Origin of the sequence: Mesorhizobium sp. L2C066B000 (genome assembly GCF_000502335.1) — a bacterium.
Lineage (GTDB): Bacteria > Pseudomonadota > Alphaproteobacteria > Rhizobiales > Rhizobiaceae > Mesorhizobium.
This window is the reverse complement of record NZ_AYWZ01000023.1, coordinates 23,815-39,355: the sequence shown is the minus strand read 5'-3', so window position 1 is coordinate 39,355 and position 15,541 is coordinate 23,815. Positions and strand designations below refer to the sequence as shown.

The 15,541-nt window shown below is 63.3% G+C and carries 16 protein-coding genes; 6 read left to right on the top strand and 10 right to left on the bottom strand.

The features are described 5' to 3' along the window. Positions 1-62: 62 nt before the first annotated feature. Positions 63-866 (top strand): hypothetical protein, encoded by an 804-nt coding sequence (locus X733_RS138200; RefSeq protein WP_031194168.1) that lies wholly within the window; start codon positions 63-65, stop codon positions 864-866. Positions 867-887: 21 nt separating this feature from the next. On the opposite strand, the gene X733_RS138205 is transcribed toward X733_RS138200, so the two are convergent. The 3 genes from X733_RS138205 to X733_RS138215 form a co-directional block, all read right to left on the bottom strand. After that, positions 888-1,616 carry a nucleotidyl transferase AbiEii/AbiGii toxin family protein gene (locus tag X733_RS138205; protein WP_023684480.1) on the bottom strand — a complete coding sequence of 243 codons (729 nt, stop codon included), beginning with the start codon at positions 1,614-1,616 and terminating at the stop codon, positions 888-890. 62 nt (positions 1,617-1,678) lie between these two features. Then, positions 1,679-1,906 carry a hypothetical protein gene (locus X733_RS138210; RefSeq protein ID WP_027049982.1) on the bottom strand — a complete coding sequence of 76 codons (228 nt, stop codon included), beginning with the start codon at positions 1,904-1,906 and terminating at the stop codon, positions 1,679-1,681. 54 nt (positions 1,907-1,960) lie between these two features. Continuing rightward, entirely contained in the window at positions 1,961-3,292 is a 1,332-nt protein-coding gene (locus X733_RS138215) for a dihydroorotase (RefSeq protein WP_023820183.1), read from the bottom strand. 82 nt (positions 3,293-3,374) lie between these two features. On the opposite strand from X733_RS138215, the gene X733_RS138220 reads away from it, so the two are divergent. The 3 genes from X733_RS138220 to X733_RS138230 all read left to right on the top strand — a co-directional run bounded on the left by X733_RS138220 (position 3,375) and on the right by X733_RS138230 (position 7,073). Then, entirely contained in the window at positions 3,375-4,235 is an 861-nt protein-coding gene (locus X733_RS138220) for a folate-binding protein YgfZ (RefSeq protein WP_023687299.1), read from the top strand. Next, positions 4,235-4,873, top strand: a complete 639-nt coding sequence (locus X733_RS138225) for an HD family hydrolase (RefSeq protein WP_023820182.1) — start codon at positions 4,235-4,237, stop codon at positions 4,871-4,873. Before X733_RS138220 ends, X733_RS138225 begins: the two co-directional genes overlap by 1 nt. 67 nt (positions 4,874-4,940) lie before the next feature. Then, on the top strand, positions 4,941-7,073 hold the full coding sequence (locus X733_RS138230; protein ID WP_023687297.1) for an EAL domain-containing protein: 2,133 nt from the start codon (positions 4,941-4,943) through the stop codon (positions 7,071-7,073). Here the strand turns inward: X733_RS138230 and X733_RS138235 are convergent. Further along, complete coding sequence (locus X733_RS138235) at positions 7,042-7,890, bottom strand: AraC family transcriptional regulator (RefSeq protein ID WP_031194164.1); 849 nt, start codon at positions 7,888-7,890, stop codon at positions 7,042-7,044. The genes X733_RS138230 and X733_RS138235 overlap by 32 nt on opposite strands. 91 nt (positions 7,891-7,981) lie before the next feature. On the opposite strand from X733_RS138235, the gene X733_RS138240 reads away from it, so the two are divergent. Then, the gene (locus tag X733_RS138240) at positions 7,982-9,148 is read left to right on the top strand and encodes an amidohydrolase (protein ID WP_023820181.1); all 1,167 of its coding nucleotides are present in this window, start codon (positions 7,982-7,984) and stop codon (positions 9,146-9,148) included. Positions 9,149-9,160: 12 nt separating this feature from the next. On the opposite strand, the gene X733_RS138245 is transcribed toward X733_RS138240, so the two are convergent. After that, positions 9,161-10,078: a fatty acid desaturase family protein gene (locus tag X733_RS138245; RefSeq protein WP_023692868.1), complete on the bottom strand. Its 918-nt coding sequence runs from the start codon at positions 10,076-10,078 to the stop codon at positions 9,161-9,163. An 87-nt stretch (positions 10,079-10,165) separates the two neighbouring features. On the opposite strand from X733_RS138245, the gene X733_RS138250 reads away from it, so the two are divergent. Continuing rightward, positions 10,166-11,065, top strand: coding sequence for a LysR substrate-binding domain-containing protein (locus X733_RS138250; protein WP_023820180.1), 900 nt, complete (start codon positions 10,166-10,168; stop codon positions 11,063-11,065). A 13-nt stretch (positions 11,066-11,078) separates the two neighbouring features. Here X733_RS138250 and X733_RS138255 read toward each other — a convergent pair whose 3' ends face one another. From X733_RS138255 to X733_RS138275, 5 genes are all read right to left on the bottom strand, one after another. Beyond that, on the bottom strand, positions 11,079-11,351 hold the full coding sequence (locus X733_RS138255; protein WP_023820179.1) for a DUF3303 family protein: 273 nt from the start codon (positions 11,349-11,351) through the stop codon (positions 11,079-11,081). 38 nt (positions 11,352-11,389) lie between these two features. Beyond that, positions 11,390-12,853, bottom strand: a complete 1,464-nt coding sequence (locus tag X733_RS138260) for a RimK family protein (RefSeq protein WP_023692866.1) — start codon at positions 12,851-12,853, stop codon at positions 11,390-11,392. A gap of 5 nt (positions 12,854-12,858) precedes the next feature. Further along, a complete protein-coding gene (locus X733_RS138265) occupies positions 12,859-13,956 on the bottom strand; it encodes a peptidase C39 family protein (RefSeq protein ID WP_023820178.1) in 1,098 nt (365 codons plus the stop codon). Positions 13,957-14,115: 159 nt separating this feature from the next. Next, positions 14,116-14,907 (bottom strand): anti-sigma factor, encoded by a 792-nt coding sequence (locus tag X733_RS138270; RefSeq protein ID WP_023709777.1) that lies wholly within the window; start codon positions 14,905-14,907, stop codon positions 14,116-14,118. After that, a complete protein-coding gene (locus tag X733_RS138275; protein ID WP_023670250.1) occupies positions 14,904-15,422 on the bottom strand; it encodes an RNA polymerase sigma factor in 519 nt (172 codons plus the stop codon). Before X733_RS138275 ends, X733_RS138270 begins: the two co-directional genes overlap by 4 nt. Between the last annotated feature and the right edge of the window lie 119 nt (positions 15,423-15,541).

Below are 15,541 nucleotides of genomic sequence, written 5' to 3'. Positions count from 1 at the left end.
TGACGACGGCGCGCCGTTTGGGCATCATGCCTGAAGAGCCTAGGCCCGAGGAGAGGCAAGCGGTGAATTTTTCGATGTCAGGCCGGCCTCGCGGCGTGGTCCTCAGCATCTGGCTTGCCGCTTCCTGCGCCGCGGTTCCGCTGGCGCTTGTCCTGACCAGCAACCCTGCCTATGCGCTGAGCGAGATCAAGCGCGAGGAGCTTCCAGCTCCAGCCGGGCCACCAGCCAATGGTGAGGCGGCGCCGTCTGAAAATTCAGTGCCAATGCCCGATCTGCCCGGCACGGCGCCACCGGCCGCCAGCCAGCCGAAATCGCCCACGGAGCCCGAACAAAGCCAACCGGAAGCCCCCGCCAACGATGGCGGCGTGGCCAACCCGCGTGCCGATCCAGAAGCGCCGGTGCCCGAAGTCGTCTATGACCTTTCCAAATTGCCCGAGCCCGTCAGGCGCATGCGCGATCTGATGGTCGAGGCCTGCGTAAGCGGCGACATCGAGAAGCTGCGGCCGCTGATCGGCAAGGGCGACACCATGACCCAATTGTCGCTGGGCGAAATCGAGGGCGACCCGATCGCCTTCCTGAAAGGGCTATCGGGCGACAAGGAAGGTCAGGAAATCCTCGCTATCCTGGAAGAGGTGCTCAATGCCGGCTATGTCCATGTAGACGTCGGCACACCGCAGGAACTCTATGTCTGGCCATATTTCTTCGCCCTGCCGCTGGACAAGCTCAACGCCAGGCAGCGGGTCGAACTGTTCAAGATCGTCACCGCCGGCGACTATGACGACATGAAGCAGTTCGGCGCCTACATCTTCTACCGCGTCGGCATCACGCCGGCCGGGCAGTGGACATTCTTCGTCGCCGGGGATTGAACGGCGATTCCCCTGGGATGGCTACTGGCTAGGGCTAGAAAGCTCGAGGCCTGTGTCAGGCCATATGCGGATACCTTCATTTCGAAGGGCCGAAATCGCTTCGACCGCCGCGTTGGGATCCATTTGCAGCACCTCGGCGGCATGCCGCAATTCTTCCTTGTCCCGCAGCCTGTTTACCACCCAAGCCACCTTGCGCTCGATATCCACGCCATAGGCCGCCTTCGCCTTGCCAACAGCGTCGCTCGGGATTTCCTTATAGATGCCAACCAGCACTCCAAGATCGATGGCATCGCGATATGCAATTGCACGGTCCTGACATCGATCCGCGTTCGCCAGCAACTTCTCGGCAAACATATCCGCCGGGACCAGGGCGGATACATTCAGATCGTCGTCGAAATGGCCTCGCAGTTTTATGCGGCCTTCGCGGATGACTTCAAACTTGATCGTTTGGCCTTTCAACCGCACGATCGTCCGCAAGCCATATTGATCGATCTGGAAGTCCCGAACAGCCTCGACCGGCTCAGGAAAGAATGCTCTGACGCCACGTTCGGCTGCGGAGGTCCGCAATTCGCGATAGCCATCGCTGTCGGCACACAGGAAGTCCACATCCAGTGAGCGGCGATATTCCCCGAATTTCATAACGATCGCAGTGCCACCGCCGAACCAGCACTGGTTTGCGGTCAGGAAATGGCGATCCATCAATCCGAGCGCTTCGGCAATGATCTGGTGCTCGGGCCTCTTGAATTCCATCATGACGCTCGCGGTGTGTCCTGTTGATATTCCGGCTGCGAGGAACGATCAGGTGAGGGAAATCAGCCGGCGGTCAAGAGCACGCCGTGACCGAATTTGTCTGCCAAACTTTGGATAAGCATCTTCTCACGCACAGTAAGACGCTTTTGATCGACAAACCGCCAATTACGCTCATACAGCGCAAATGCCTCTTCGGCCGGAATCGGGCGTGCCGCATCGCGGTTCCAGGCGAGCGCCTGGAGCTCCGGAAACTCCGCAGGGACAATCATGGGCGCGATATCTGCGTTCATAATGCCCTTAACGTAGTGGATAGCGCTTAAAAAATCCAACGCAGCAAGAAACCGCTAAGCCGGCAGCGCCTCGGAAAACTCTACCGGCCTGCCCTGTCCTGGCGTGACGATCTCGCCTTCCCACATCACGCGACGACCGCGCACGATGGTGCCGACCGGCCAGCCGGTGACTTCCTTGCCGTCATAGGGCGTCCAGCCGGCCTTGGAGCCGGCCTGCGCATTGGTGATGGTCTCGCGGCACTTCATGTCGACAACGGTGAAATCGGCGTCATAGCCTGCGGCGATACGGCCTTTCCGGGCCATGCCGAAGATGCGCTGCGGGCCGTGGCTGGAGAGGTCGACGAAGCGCTGCAGGGTCAGCAGGCCTGAATTGACGTGGTCGAGCATGATCGGCACCAGCGTCTGCACCCCGGTCATGCCAGACGGTGAGGCCGGATAGGGCTTTGCCTTTTCGGCCAGCGTGTGGGGGGCGTGGTCGGAGCCGAGCACATCGACAATGCCTTGCGCAATGCCGTGCCAGACGCCGTCGCGATGGCGGGCCGCGCGAACCGGCGGATTCATCTGGATCAGCGTGCCCAGCCGCGCATGGTCGTCGGCGGTGAGCGTCAAATGGTGCGGCGTCGCCTCGCAGGTGGCGACATCCTTGTGCTGTTCGAGGAACACGATCTCTTCAGCAGTGGAGATGTGCAGGACATGGATGCGGGCGCGGGTGCTGCGCGCGATGCGCACCAGCCGCTCGGTGCAGCGCAAGGCCGCGATCTCGTCGCGCCAGACGGGGTGTGAGGACGGGTCGCCCTCGACGCGCAAGCCGAGGCGCTCGCGCAGCCGGAACTCGTCCTCCGAGTGAAAGGCGGCGCGGCGGCGGGTGTTGCGCAGGATCGATGCGACACCCTCGTCGTCCTCGACTAGCAGGTCGCCGGTGGACGAGCCCATGAACACCTTTATCCCGGCAGCACCCGGCAGCCGCTCGAGCTCACCGACATCATTGGCATTCTCGCGTGTGCCGCCAACCCAGAAGGCGAAGTCGCAATGCATCCGGCTGGTGGCGCGGCGCACCTTGTCGGCAAGCGCCGCCTCGCTGGTGGTCAGCGGATTGGTGTTGGGCATTTCGAAGACGGCGGTGACCCCGCCCAGAACAGCGGCGCGCGATCCACTCTCGAGATCTTCCTTGTGCTCCAGCCCCGGCTCGCGAAAATGCACCTGGCTGTCAACGACGCCGGGCAGGACGTGCAGCCCGCGACAGTCGATCGCTTCGCCGGCCGAAGCTTGGCGAAGATCGCCTACTGCGACGATGCGACCACCCCTAACGCCGACATCGCGCGCGGCTTCGCCATCATGGTTGACCACAGTGCCGCCTGTCAGGATGAGGTCGTAGGTGGTGGCCATGGGCGTTCGGTCTCTTGCGGGGGGAGTATCGTCGGCTTACGTAAAGGCCGACTGTTTTGCAAGATCAGGTTCTTTGCCGCCCATGCCTTTTGCCCTGCTCAAAGACCGCGCTCTCATTTCTGTGTCAGGCCCGGATGCCGAGCATTTTTTGCAGAACATCCTCACCACCGACCTCGACACGCTGGGCGCCGGTGCGGCAAAACCCGGTGCGCTGCTTTCGCCGCAAGGCAAGATCCTGTTTGATTTCCTGATCTCGCGTAGCGGCGAGGACGGATTCCGGCTGGATTGCCGTGCCGACGTCGCAGACGACTTCCTGCGCCGGCTGATGCTTTACAAGCTGCGCGCCAAGGCCGAGATCGCGAAGCAGGATCAAGTGCTTGTGACGGTTGCGTGGGGCGATGATTCAAGCGCCTCACCTTCTGATTCAACGACACTTGCCGATGCCCGCTTCCGCGATGTGGTTGTGAGCCGTTCCTATGGCGGCGCATCCGTAGGTGGCGATCCGGCTGCATGGCAGACGCTCCGCATCGCCAATGGCATTGCCGAAAGCGGTCCCGATTATCAGCTCGGCGATGCCTTCCCTCACGACGTGCTGCTCGACGAGACCGGCGGCGTCGGCTTCAAGAAAGGCTGCTATGTCGGCCAGGAAGTGGTCTCGCGCATGCAGCATCGCGGCACCGCCAGGCGGCGCGTGCTGATCGTTTCGGCCGACCATGCCTTGCCCGCGCCGGGCTCGGAGCTGACGGTTGCGGGGCGGCCGGTCGGCACGCTCGGTTCCAGCGCGGGCACGGCCGGACTCGCCATTGCCCGCATCGACCGGGTCAAGGCGGCGCTCGACGCTGGCCAGCCGGTACTGGCCGGTGATGTCACCGTCTCGCTCGCCATCCCGTCCTGGGCGAAGTTCAGCTTTCCCAGGGAAGCCATCGGCGCGGAGGACGCCTGATGGCTGCCGATCGCGTCGGAGCGCCACCGCGCGCGTGGCAGCGCATGCTGTCGGGACGGCGGCTCGACCTGCTCGATCCCTCGCCGCTCGACATCGAAATCTCAGACATCGCCCACGGGCTTGCCCGCGTTGCCCGCTGGAACGGGCAGACCCGCGGCGATCACGCCTTTTCGGTCGCCCAGCATTCCCTGCTGGTCGAGGCGCTGTTCAGCGAGTTGCAGCCGGACGCCTCGGCCAATGCGCGGCTGGCAGCACTGCTGCATGACGCGCCGGAATATGTCATCGGCGACATGATCTCGCCGTTCAAATCGGTAATGGGCGGCTCCTACAAGGAGTGTGAGCTGCGTCTCCAGCGCGCCATCCATCAGCGCTTTTCGCTGCCGCCCGAACTCGGCGTCGGCTTGCGCAAGGAGATCAAGCGCGCCGACCAGATCGCCGCCTATTACGAGGCGACGCTGCTTGCCGGTTTCTCGACCGCAGAAGCAACCGAGTTCTTCGGCCGGCCGCGCGGCTTCAATGCCGACCGCTTCGACTTTACGCCGCACTCGGTGACCTCCGCGCAAGCTGCCTTCCTCAAACGCTACGGCAGGCTTGAAAAGCAACGCCAGGCAACGGTTGCCGTGCATTCGGCGCAGTGAACATACGCTAAATTAACCAGCGGTAACCACAGTACCGGGTTTCGATCACGGTCAGCAGGCACGCCTCATGTCCGTTGCGCACGTCAAGGGTGGTTCGCCCGTCCGCAGACGGGGAGCCGGAGGCGTGGCCGCGCCACGGCAGATCGCCGACGAACTGCGCCACCAGAACGAGCGCTTTTCCGCGGCCGTCGAGAATATGTCGCATGGGCTGTGCATGTTCGACGCCGACGAGCGGATGATCATCTGCAACGGCAACTATATCAGCATCTTCTCCCTCGACGCGAAGATCGTGCGGCCCGGCATCGCGTTCCTGGACATTCTAAAGCACAGCGTCGACATCGGTGTCGCCTCACAGAGCGCCGAAGACCTGTATGCCATCCGCAAGCCCTATATCGAGCGCGCGCAAGCCTCGACCTACGAGGAAATACTGTCGGACGGACGTATCGTTTCCATCACGCACCGGCCGCTGGCCTCAGGCGGCTGGGTGTCGATCTATGAGGACATTACGGAGCAAAGGCGGGCCGAGCAGGAACTGAAGGAGCAGCACCGCCGCTTCGATGCGGCGCTCGCCAACATGTCGCAAGGCCTGTTGATGTACGACGCCGAAGGCACGCTGATCGTGCGCAACCAGCGCTTCCTCGACCTCTACAAGGTCACGCCTGACGACTTCCCGCTCGGCATGAGCCAGCGCGCCCTGCTCGAACAGATGGTGCGACTGCGCATCTATCCGTCGATGGACATTGACGGCGAGATCGCCAACACCAGAGCCAGCCTGCAGGCCGGTGAGGAGCGTTCGACAGACCGCAGCCTTGCCGATGGCCGAACGCTGCTGGTTGCGCGCCGGCCGCTTGCCGGTGGCGGCTGGGTGGCGACCTTCGAAGACATCACCGAGCGCCGGCGCGCCGAAGAGCGCATGAGCCACCTTGCACATTACGACACGCTGACCGACCTGCCCAACCGCTCGATGTTTCGCGAACGGCTCGACCAGGCGATGGCCGGCGATACACCGCTGGCGATCTTCTCGCTCGACCTCGATCGTTTCAAGGCCGTCAACGACACCTGGGGACACCCTGCCGGCGACTGGCTGCTGAAATGCGTGGCTGAGCGGTTGCGGCACAGCCTGCGCAGCGACACCGATATGGTCGCCCGCCTCGGTGGCGACGAGTTCGCCATCCTGCAGTTCAATCCCAAAGGCTCCACCGATGCGGAACAACTGGCAAAACGCATCGTCGCTGTCGTCAGCCAGCCGTTTCGCGACAAGGGCCGCGAGATGCATGTCGGCATCAGCCTTGGCATCGCGCTGTATCCCGGTGACGGCAAGGACGCCGACACGCTTTTGAAGAACGCCGACATGGCGCTTTACAGCGGCAAGAGCGAAGGCCGCAACGTTTACCGCTTTTTCGAGCCCGGCATGGATGCCTTGGTGCGGGCGCGCCTGGCGCTCGAAACCGATCTCGAGACGGCACTGAAGCGGCGGGAGTTCGTGCTGGAGTTCCAGCCGATCACCAACATCGCGTCGGGCAAGATCGTCGGCGCCGAAGCGTTGATGCGGTGGAATTCACCGACGCGCGGCCTGGTGGCGCCAGACGATTTCATCGCAGCCGCCGAAGACAGCGGGCTGATCGTTCCGCTGGGCGAATGGGCGCTGAAACAGGCCTGCAGCGTGGCCGCCGGCTGGCCGCCTGGAATGCGCATCGCCGTCAATGTCTCGGCAGTGCAGATCAGAAGCGCCGACTTTGCCCGCAGCGTGATTTCGGCGCTGGCCGTTTCCGGCGTGCCGGCCAGCCGGCTCGAACTGGAAATCACCGAGACCGTGCTGATGGATGAGAGCGAGACGGTGCTGAAGACGCTGAGGCAGCTGCGCGAACTCGGTATCCGCATCGCGCTCGACGATTTCGGCACCGGCTATTCGTCGCTCGGCTATCTCAGGCGTTTTCCCGTCGACAAGATCAAGATCGACCGCTCCTTCATCCACGATATCGACAACAAGGACACGGCGGCGATCGTGCGCACGATAATCGGGCTTGGTGCCGAACTTGGCATCACCGTCACCGCCGAAGGCGTCGAGACCGAAGCGCAGCTCGACATATTGCGCAAGGCTGGCTGCGTCGAGGTGCAGGGCTTTCTGATCGGCATGCCGTCAAAGGCCGCCGACATGGCCCGACTTCTCAAGACGAGGGCAGCGTCCCGGCGCGCCTGAACATCCCCGGCGTCATTCCATGCGCGGCGCGGAAGGTGCGCGAGAGATGGCTTTGGTCGGAGAAGCCGGCCGCAAAGGCGGCACCGGCGAGATCTGAACCTTGCCGGATCAGCAGATCGGCACGGCGCAGCCTGCGGTCACGGATGAAGGCAGCAGGGGTGAGACCCAGCACTTTCCTGAAATCGCGGATAACTTGAAAGCGCGTCACGCCTGCGGCTTCAGCGAGCCGCTGCAAATCGAGGTCCGAGTTCAGATGGTCTTCGATGACCTGTTCATAGACCCGGAGCCGGCTTTTCGATCCGAAGCTTTCGACCGCCTCGCGCCGCCGGCCGCCCCAATCGCCATGGCGCAGGATGAGCTTGCGCAAGGCGATCAGCATGGATGTTTCGGCGCTCGTGGCATCACCCGATGTCGAAGCCAAGTGCGCGACGCCTACTGCCTGGACGAGATCGGCATCATCGACGATCGCTTGCGAAAACAACGGCGGGCGATCCTGCCCAAGTTCGTCCGCGATCGCACCCATGAGCGAGGCCGACGGATAGAAGGTGCGGTAAGCCCAACCCTGGTCGGCACCCGCCTCGCCGTCATGCCATATCTCCGGATTGACGAGCAGAACCGTGCCCGACCGCGCGAGGACAGTCTCGTTGCCGATGCGGACCCGCTCGCACCCTTGCGTGATCAGGGCGACGACATAGGTCGGGTGCGTGTGCAGCTGGTAGCGATGCCGCGTGAAGCGCGCCTTGAGCATGCCAAGATCGCGAAAGCGCGGATGACGCCAGAACTGCGTCGTCTCCTGAGGCTGTTGAATTCCAGACACGGTCAATCCTGTTCAAGACGCTGCCGGCGCAAATCCTTTACGTGCTGGCATCGACAAGGCCGAATTTACGATAGCCGGCAAGGAGAGCGCAATGCTGCACAACGACCCCATCGCCGCCCTCACCCCGCAGGTGGTGGAATGGCGGCGTCACATCCACGCCAACCCCGAACTCGGTTTCCAAGAGTATGAGACCGTGCGCTTCGTCGCCGACAAGCTGCGCACCTTCGGGCTCGACGAGGTTCATGAAGGCATAGGCGGCACCGGCGTGGTTGGCGTCCTCAGAGGACGGCCAGGCGTGCGCGCCATCGGGCTTCGGGCCGAACTCGATGCCTTGCCCGTGCTGGAGAAGACAGGATTGCCATATGCGTCGAAGAAAGACGGCGTGATGCATGCCTGCGGCCACGACGGGCACATCGCGATGCTGCTCGGCGCCGCCAAGCTGCTCGCCGACAACAGAGCCTTCGACGGCACCGTCTGTTTCATCTTCCAGCCGGCGGAAGAAAATGAAGGCGGCGCCATGCGGATGATCGAGGACGGACTGTTCGAGCGCTTCCCCGTGGAAGCCGTCTACGCCGTCCACAACTGGCCGGGGCTGCCGCTCGGAAAGATCGCGGCCCGTGCCGGGTCGATGATGGCGGCCGTCGACACTTTCGAACTGAACTTTGAGGGGACCGGCGCGCATGCCGCCATGCCGCAGCTAGGCGACGATCCCGTGCTCGCGGCCGGCGCCTTCGTCCAGGCCGTGCAGCGCATCGTCAGCCGTTCGGTAGACCCGCAGGCGGCGCTGGTCGTCTCGATCACCCAGATCCATGGCGGCAACGTCGGCAACATCGTGCCAAGCAAGGTCTGGCTGCAGGGGACCTGCCGCTTCTTCGAGCCCGCTTTGTCGGACCATTGCGAAAGGCTGATCGGCGACATCGCGCAAGGCATTGCCTCGGCGCATGCCCTCACCGCCAAGCTCGCCTACAAGAAAGGCTATCTGCCGCTGGTCAACACGTCGGCTGCCACTGACCGGGCCGTCCAGGCGGCAACCGCGGTTGTCGGCCGCGAGCAGGTCGAGACCGCATTCAACCCGAGCCTCGGCTGCGAGGATTTTGCCTACATGGTCCGCGAAGCCGGCGGCTGCTATGCCTGGGTCGGCGCAGGAGCGGTCAGACCGGGCGAAGGGCTGCACGGCGATCGCTATGTCTTCAACGACGCCATCGTCCCCACCGTGCTCCGCTATTTCGTCACGCTCGTTGAGCAGACGCTACGCTGACGGCCGAGCGCCTCAGCGCAAGGTCTCGACGTATTTCTCGTGGAAGCTGACATAGCCGGGTTCGACGACTTTGAGATGGCGCTCGATCAGCTGGTGGAAGGCCGGCAGCTGATGGAAGGGCACGCCGGGATAGGCGTGGTGCTCGGCGTGATACGGCATGTTCCAGGCGACTTTGCGCACCAGCCAGTTGGTCAGCGTGGTGCGGGTGTTTTCCAGCATGTTGGCGACAAGCGGGCAGCGGCCATGCTCGGCCAGCAGATAGAGCCTGAGGAAGGGCTGGCCGAGCAGCGCCGGCACGATCCAGACATAGAGCAGTACACTTGCCTCGAACCACAGGGCTAGCGCGGCGACCACGACATAGAAAGCGATCATGGCGCGGGCTTCAGTGCGCACCTTGGGCAGGCCTTTCGGCGGCACGTAGCTGTCGTGGCAGCCGCCAATCGCGTTGGTGTAGAGTGTCTGCAAATGCCCCCACCACACCGGCAGGCCCGAGACGTGGACGATGTATTGCCGCATCGTCTCCGGTTTCGGGAAGGCGAGTTCCGGATCGTTCTCGGGATCCTGGGTGAAACGGTGATGGGCGAAGTGGAAATAGCGAAACCAGTCGGCGGGCAGCGCGATCGCCAGGCTGCAGACCCTTGCGGCGGCATCGTTGAGCCACTGCGTCTCGAACGCCGTCCTGTGCACCGTCTCATGCAGCAGCGTGAACAGGAAGACGATGAGAATGCCTTGCGGCAACATCAACAGCGGCCAGTACGACACCTTGGCCGCAATCAGCCCGCCGATAGCCACAATCGCGCCGAGATGGAAGGCGAGTTGGACCAGACCCGGCCCGTCCGACTTGCCGGTCAGGCGGCTGCGCTGCTCATTGGTCAGGAACGCGATGACGTCGCGATGGTCTCTGGGTTCAAACTGGGCCGATACGGTCATGGCGCCAAGCTACTCGAATAAGAAAGCTTTCGAAAGACGAGGATTTCTGCGACATGGATAAGCTGACCTTACCTATCGGATCACCCAATGACCGCGCTTCCTTCCCTGAGAGGACTTCAAGCCTTCGAGGCGGCGGCGCGCTCGGGGAGTTTCGCCGCAGCGGCGGATGAGCTCTCGATCTCGGCGGCTGCGGTCAGCCAGCTCATTCGCACCGTCGAGGAGCAGATGGGTCGAAAACTGTTCCATCGCGTCAACCGCCGCGTGGTGCTGACGGAAGCCGGCGTCGAGATGCTGCCCCGGCTGACCCTGGCTTTTCGGGAGATCGGCAGCATCGCGCGTGGCAGCGATGCCTTCCGCCCGCGGCTTGTCATATCGGTGCCGCCGTCCATGGCGATGGGCTGGCTTTCCGAACGTCTCGCCGGCTTTGTGGCCAGCCACGGCGCCGTCGACATATCCCTGCGCGGCGATGACGATCCGGTGCCGTTCGACCGCGAACTGATCGACATCCGGCTGTCCTTCGGCCCGCACTATCGTGAACACCCGACCGAAGACATTGTCAGGGACGCCGTCTACCCCGTCTGCGCGCCAGAACTCACCGCCAAAACCGACAGCCTCGCCGGCCTGCCACTGATTCACACCGACTGGGGACCGACCGGCGCGTCGTTTCCGTCTTGGCGCACCTGGTTCGAGGCGGCGGGCATAGAACCCGGCCGCGCAGTGCAGCGCGGCCTGTCGGCGAACTCGTCGCGGGCAGCGCTCGACCTTGCCATTTCAGGGCTGGGCGTGGCGCTGGCGCAAGGCATTTATTGCGCCGGGGCGCTGGAAGAGGGCCGTTTGGTCCGGGCTAATGCCCTATCGATCGCGCTGCGTCAGCCATATTGCCTGACGATCCCGGAACGCAGTGCAAGGCGCGACCTGGTGGCGGCGTTTCGCAATTGGCTGACTGAGGAATGCCGGCGGTCGGTGGGTTCGCCGGTGCTCGGCTGATGGACCGAACTGCTCAGAGATGGCCGGCCAGTGCGGCGACCATGTCCTTGTTCGTCGCCACGGGAATGATCTCGAACTCCACCAGGTCAGACCATTCGATGACCCAGCGCTGCAGCAGCGTGACGTCATCGGCTTCGACCAAAAGGAAGCAGCGGCTCATATCAGCCGCGATCCAGGAGTGGTGCACGACAAGCGCGTCCGGCTTCAATCGGCCGCGCTCGCCGCAACGGCGGTAGATCTCCTTGCGGTCGCAGCCGGTGAAATCCTCGATGACGATGAACTGCATTTTTCCCCCTCGGTTGAATTACCGCCCGGGACGGCAAACTAACGCCCGGGACGGTCCAGCCGCTCCAGGAACCATTGCGTCAGCCGCACCCAGACTTCGTCCTTTTCGCCGGAATCCTCCCAGCCATGGTCGAGGTTCGGGTTGTCGTTGACCTCGATGACGAAGACGCCATCCTTGGTTTCCTTGAGATCGACGCCGTAAAGCCCGTCGCCGATGCAGCGCGCCGCCTTCACCGCGGTGTCGACGACATGCGGCGGCGTCTCTTTCAGCGTGAAGGTCTTGATGCCGCCCTGGTCGGGCTTGCCGCTGGCCTTGTGGTTGACGATCTGCCAGTGTTTTTTCGCCATCAGATAATGCACGGCAAACAGCGGCTGCCCGCCGAGCACGCCGACGCGCCAGTCATATTCGGTCGGGATGAATTTCTGCGCGATCAGGAGATCGGAATCCTCCAGCCACTCGGTGGCGAGCGTCTTCAGTTCTTCGAAGTTGCCGCATTTCTTGACGCCGCGCGAGAACGATGAATCCGGGATCTTCAGCACCAGCGGAAAGCCCAGCGTCTGCGCCGCCAGTTCGAGGTCCGAGGTGCCGGCTATCATCACCGTCGGCGGCACCGGCACCTTGTTGTAGGCCATCAGTTCGTTGAGATAGACCTTGTTGGTGCAGCGGATCATCGACAGCGGGTCGTCGATCACCGGCATGCCTTCCTGCTGGGCGCGGCGCGCGAAGCGGTAGGTGTGGTTTGAGATCGAGGTGGTCTCGCGGATGAACAGCGCGTCGTAATTGGCGAGCTTGGCCAGGTCCTTCCTGGTGATCGGCTCGATTTCGACGCCCATCTTTTCGGCGATCTTGGCCCAGTAACGCAGCGAGGAAATCTCCGACGGCGGCAGTTCCTCATGCGGATCGACCAGCGTGGCGAAGGTGTAGCGTGCCGGCGTGCGGCCCTTGGTGTCGCGCCACTCGCGGTTGGTGTACGTCTCGAGCGCCTGCACGAATAAGGCTTCTTCCTCCTCGGCCATCCTGGCCAGCGGCAGGAAGCCGATCTTGCGGATCGAAGCCCATTCGGCGCTGTCCTTGATGTGAACCTCAAGCGCCGGAGCGCGGAACCAGTCGAACAACAGCTTGGCGAAGCGGTCCCAGACCTTCGACGGTCCGATGCCGAAGAAGATGCAGATTTTTTGCGGGAAAACGCCTCCGAGATCCTTGCGGCACTTGTTGAGCGCCAGCTCCAGTTCCGGCAGCGCGTGCTCGTAGAGCTTGCGCTCGGACAGGTCGATCATCGTCTCGACCGTCGGGATGACCTTGTGGCCGCGCGAACCGGCGAGCAGAGAGGCATAATAGCCGCGGCTCTGGTAGGCGTAATTGTTCGACAGGTTGATGACCTTCGGCTGCTGGCCGCGAAACAGCGCCGGATGCGCAAGATAGTCACGGTTGGTGATGATCTTGTGCGGCGTCGCCGCCGGGTCGAGATCGTTCTGACGGCCGGTGAGGATGACCCAGGTCATTGTTATCAGCGTTTCCCAAGAGTGATGGCAGCACGCAGTCCGTCGCGGCCGAATTGCGCCATGTTCATGAAGATGCCGTGCGGCACGGGAATGTTGGCGGCATCGAGGATGGTCTCCTGTCTTTCGTCCTCGACCCAGGGATCGTGGATCAGGATGTGGTCGCCATCGTCGCCGATAGCCAGCACCCAATGCGGCACCTTCTTGCCGAACATCAGGAAGCCGCTGATCAGCACCAGCACCAGTTTTCCCTGAGCCAGGGCGCCGCGGATATCGTCGATGGTGAATGGACGGAAATTCACCGGGATGCCGTAAAGTTCCGCGCGGCGGCGAAAGTCCACCTGGGCAAGTTCCATCACCCGGCGCTTGTCGTCGCTGCGCACCGATTGCAAGAACAGCGCGCCATAGAAGGACACGAAGATTTCCGCCGCAAGCCCGCTTTCGTAGCCGGAAACCGCAAGGCCGAAGGGCTCGCAGCCGCCTGGGCCGGACATCATGAACACGGTCGTTGCCTCGCGCCATAGGCGGATTTCCATGACCGGATCGGGCACGAAGCCGGAATCGAAATTGGCCATCGCCATCATCAGGCAGCATGGACCGCAGGTGAACTCGCAGGTCTGCTGGTAGAATGGGACCTTGGTGGCGACCGGAATATCGCCGCGCAAGGTCTTTTCGTAGCGCAGCGCGGTGGCGCCATCCTCGTAATAGTGAGGCTCGCGACCGATCTTGCGGTAGCCGCTCTGCTCATAGATGCCAATGGCGCGAAGATTGTCCTCGCGCACTTCGAGACGCAACATCATGCGGTCGTGCTCGAAGGCAGCTTCTTCGGCCGCTGCAAGCAGCATGCGGCCAAAGCCGCGGCCGCTGAAAAACGGGCTGGTGGCAAGCGAATAGAGCCGGGCGACGCCGCTGCCCTTGCGAAACAGCACGATGGCGTAGCCGGCGACACGACCATCGCTTTCGGCGACCAGCATCTCGGCTGTCTCGCGTTCGATCAACAAGCGGAAGGAGCGCCGGGAAATGCGGTCACTGGAAAAGACCGCCTTCTCGATGGCGGCGAGGTCATCGACGTCGGACGCGCGGGCCTTGCGAATCTCGGCAGGCATGCGGGTTTGGAAAACCTCGATTGGGTGGAGGAAAAGACCGCAGTCAAAAACGTCGCAAACATCAGCCGAAACGCCGATATCCATCAAGCGCTATCGCACTTCGAATAGGGCCGAATTGTGACACTTTCTACCCCGGCGCATTCCCGAAACGGAATGCGCTTAACTGGCGATACCAGCCAGAAGCTGACCGTAGGCCCGCTTGGCGACCGCAGCCAGTTGCTCGCGCGGCAGCGAGCCGACGACGGCGCAGGCATAGCCCTTGTCCAGCCAGTAGACCGCCTCGGGGCCGTCGGCCTCGGCCATGTAGGTGCCCTTGGACTTGGCTGAGGAATCAGCGGTAACGAACAAGGAGATGCGCTGACCCTTGGCGTCCTCGTAAAGCAGCATCGCTGCCTTGCCCTGGCCGGCGGGCAGCAGCCGGCCGCCAACCAGCTGGAAGCCTTCCGCCACCAGATCCGGCGCCACCAGTTTCAGGCCGACGCGGTTGGACAGCCAGGTCTGCAGGTGATCCTTGTCGCTTGCCGGCACTTCCACCGCATGGCGCTGTTCGGCGGCATAGATGACATGGGCGGCGATCGCCTCTTCGGCCAGTTGGTCATCGGCGCCATCTTCCCTGCCGATGCCGTCGATGCCGGCAAAATAGCCGCCAAGACCGCCGATGACGAGCACTGCGGCCGCCGCGGGCGCAAGCCACCAGCGCGACTGCCGCGCCGCCGCTTTGGTCGCGCCTTCACCGCTAACGATCTGCTTGAACAGCACCGGCACGGGCTCGTCGAGCACACCGGCAAAGGCGGCGCGCAACGCGGTGCGGTCGGCGGTGTAGCGGGCGCTTTTGGCCTTCATTTCGGGATTGGCGTCGATCCAGGCGTCGTAGGCGGCGCGCTCGTCGCCCGGCAGCTCGCCGTCGAGAGCCATGTGGATATCGCGTTCGGAAAAATCGCGGCGGGTCATTTCTCGACGATCCTTATCGAGCGGCGGCGCGCCGTGTCATCGAGCAGGCTGCGCAGCTCCTCGCGTCCGCGCGCTATGCGCGACATCAGCGTGCCGGCGGGCACGCCGAGAATGTTGGCGGCTTCGGCATAGGAGAATCCTTCGATGGCGACCATGACGAGAGCGGCGCGACGGTCGGGGCTGATCGCCTGCAATGCGTCGATGATCTCGCGCGAGGCGGCGTTCTCCGCCTGCTCGGCGGGGACTGCCTGCGCCTCGTTTGCGTCAAGCGGCAGGATCGCCGCCTCACCGCGCCGGTTCACCTTGCGCATCTGATCGATGAACAAATGATGCATGATCGTAAACAGCCACCTCCGGGGGCTTTCTCCCGTCTGCCAGCTTTCAAGCCGCAAGAGCGCTCGTTCGAGGCAATCCTGGACGAGATCGTCGGCGGATTCGCGGTCGCGCAGAAGCGAGCGTGCGTAGCGGCGCAAGCGCGGTATTTCGCCAAGGATTGCTGCCTTCTTTTCGTCCATGACCGCTGGTTCTGAGGTCGCCCTTGTTTAACCCGATTGAACGCGCCTTCCCGGCGCGGCGCAAGCGGCCAGCGCGAAGCGGTCTGCCGCCCCGGTCACCCAAGCACTGAGATAACGAG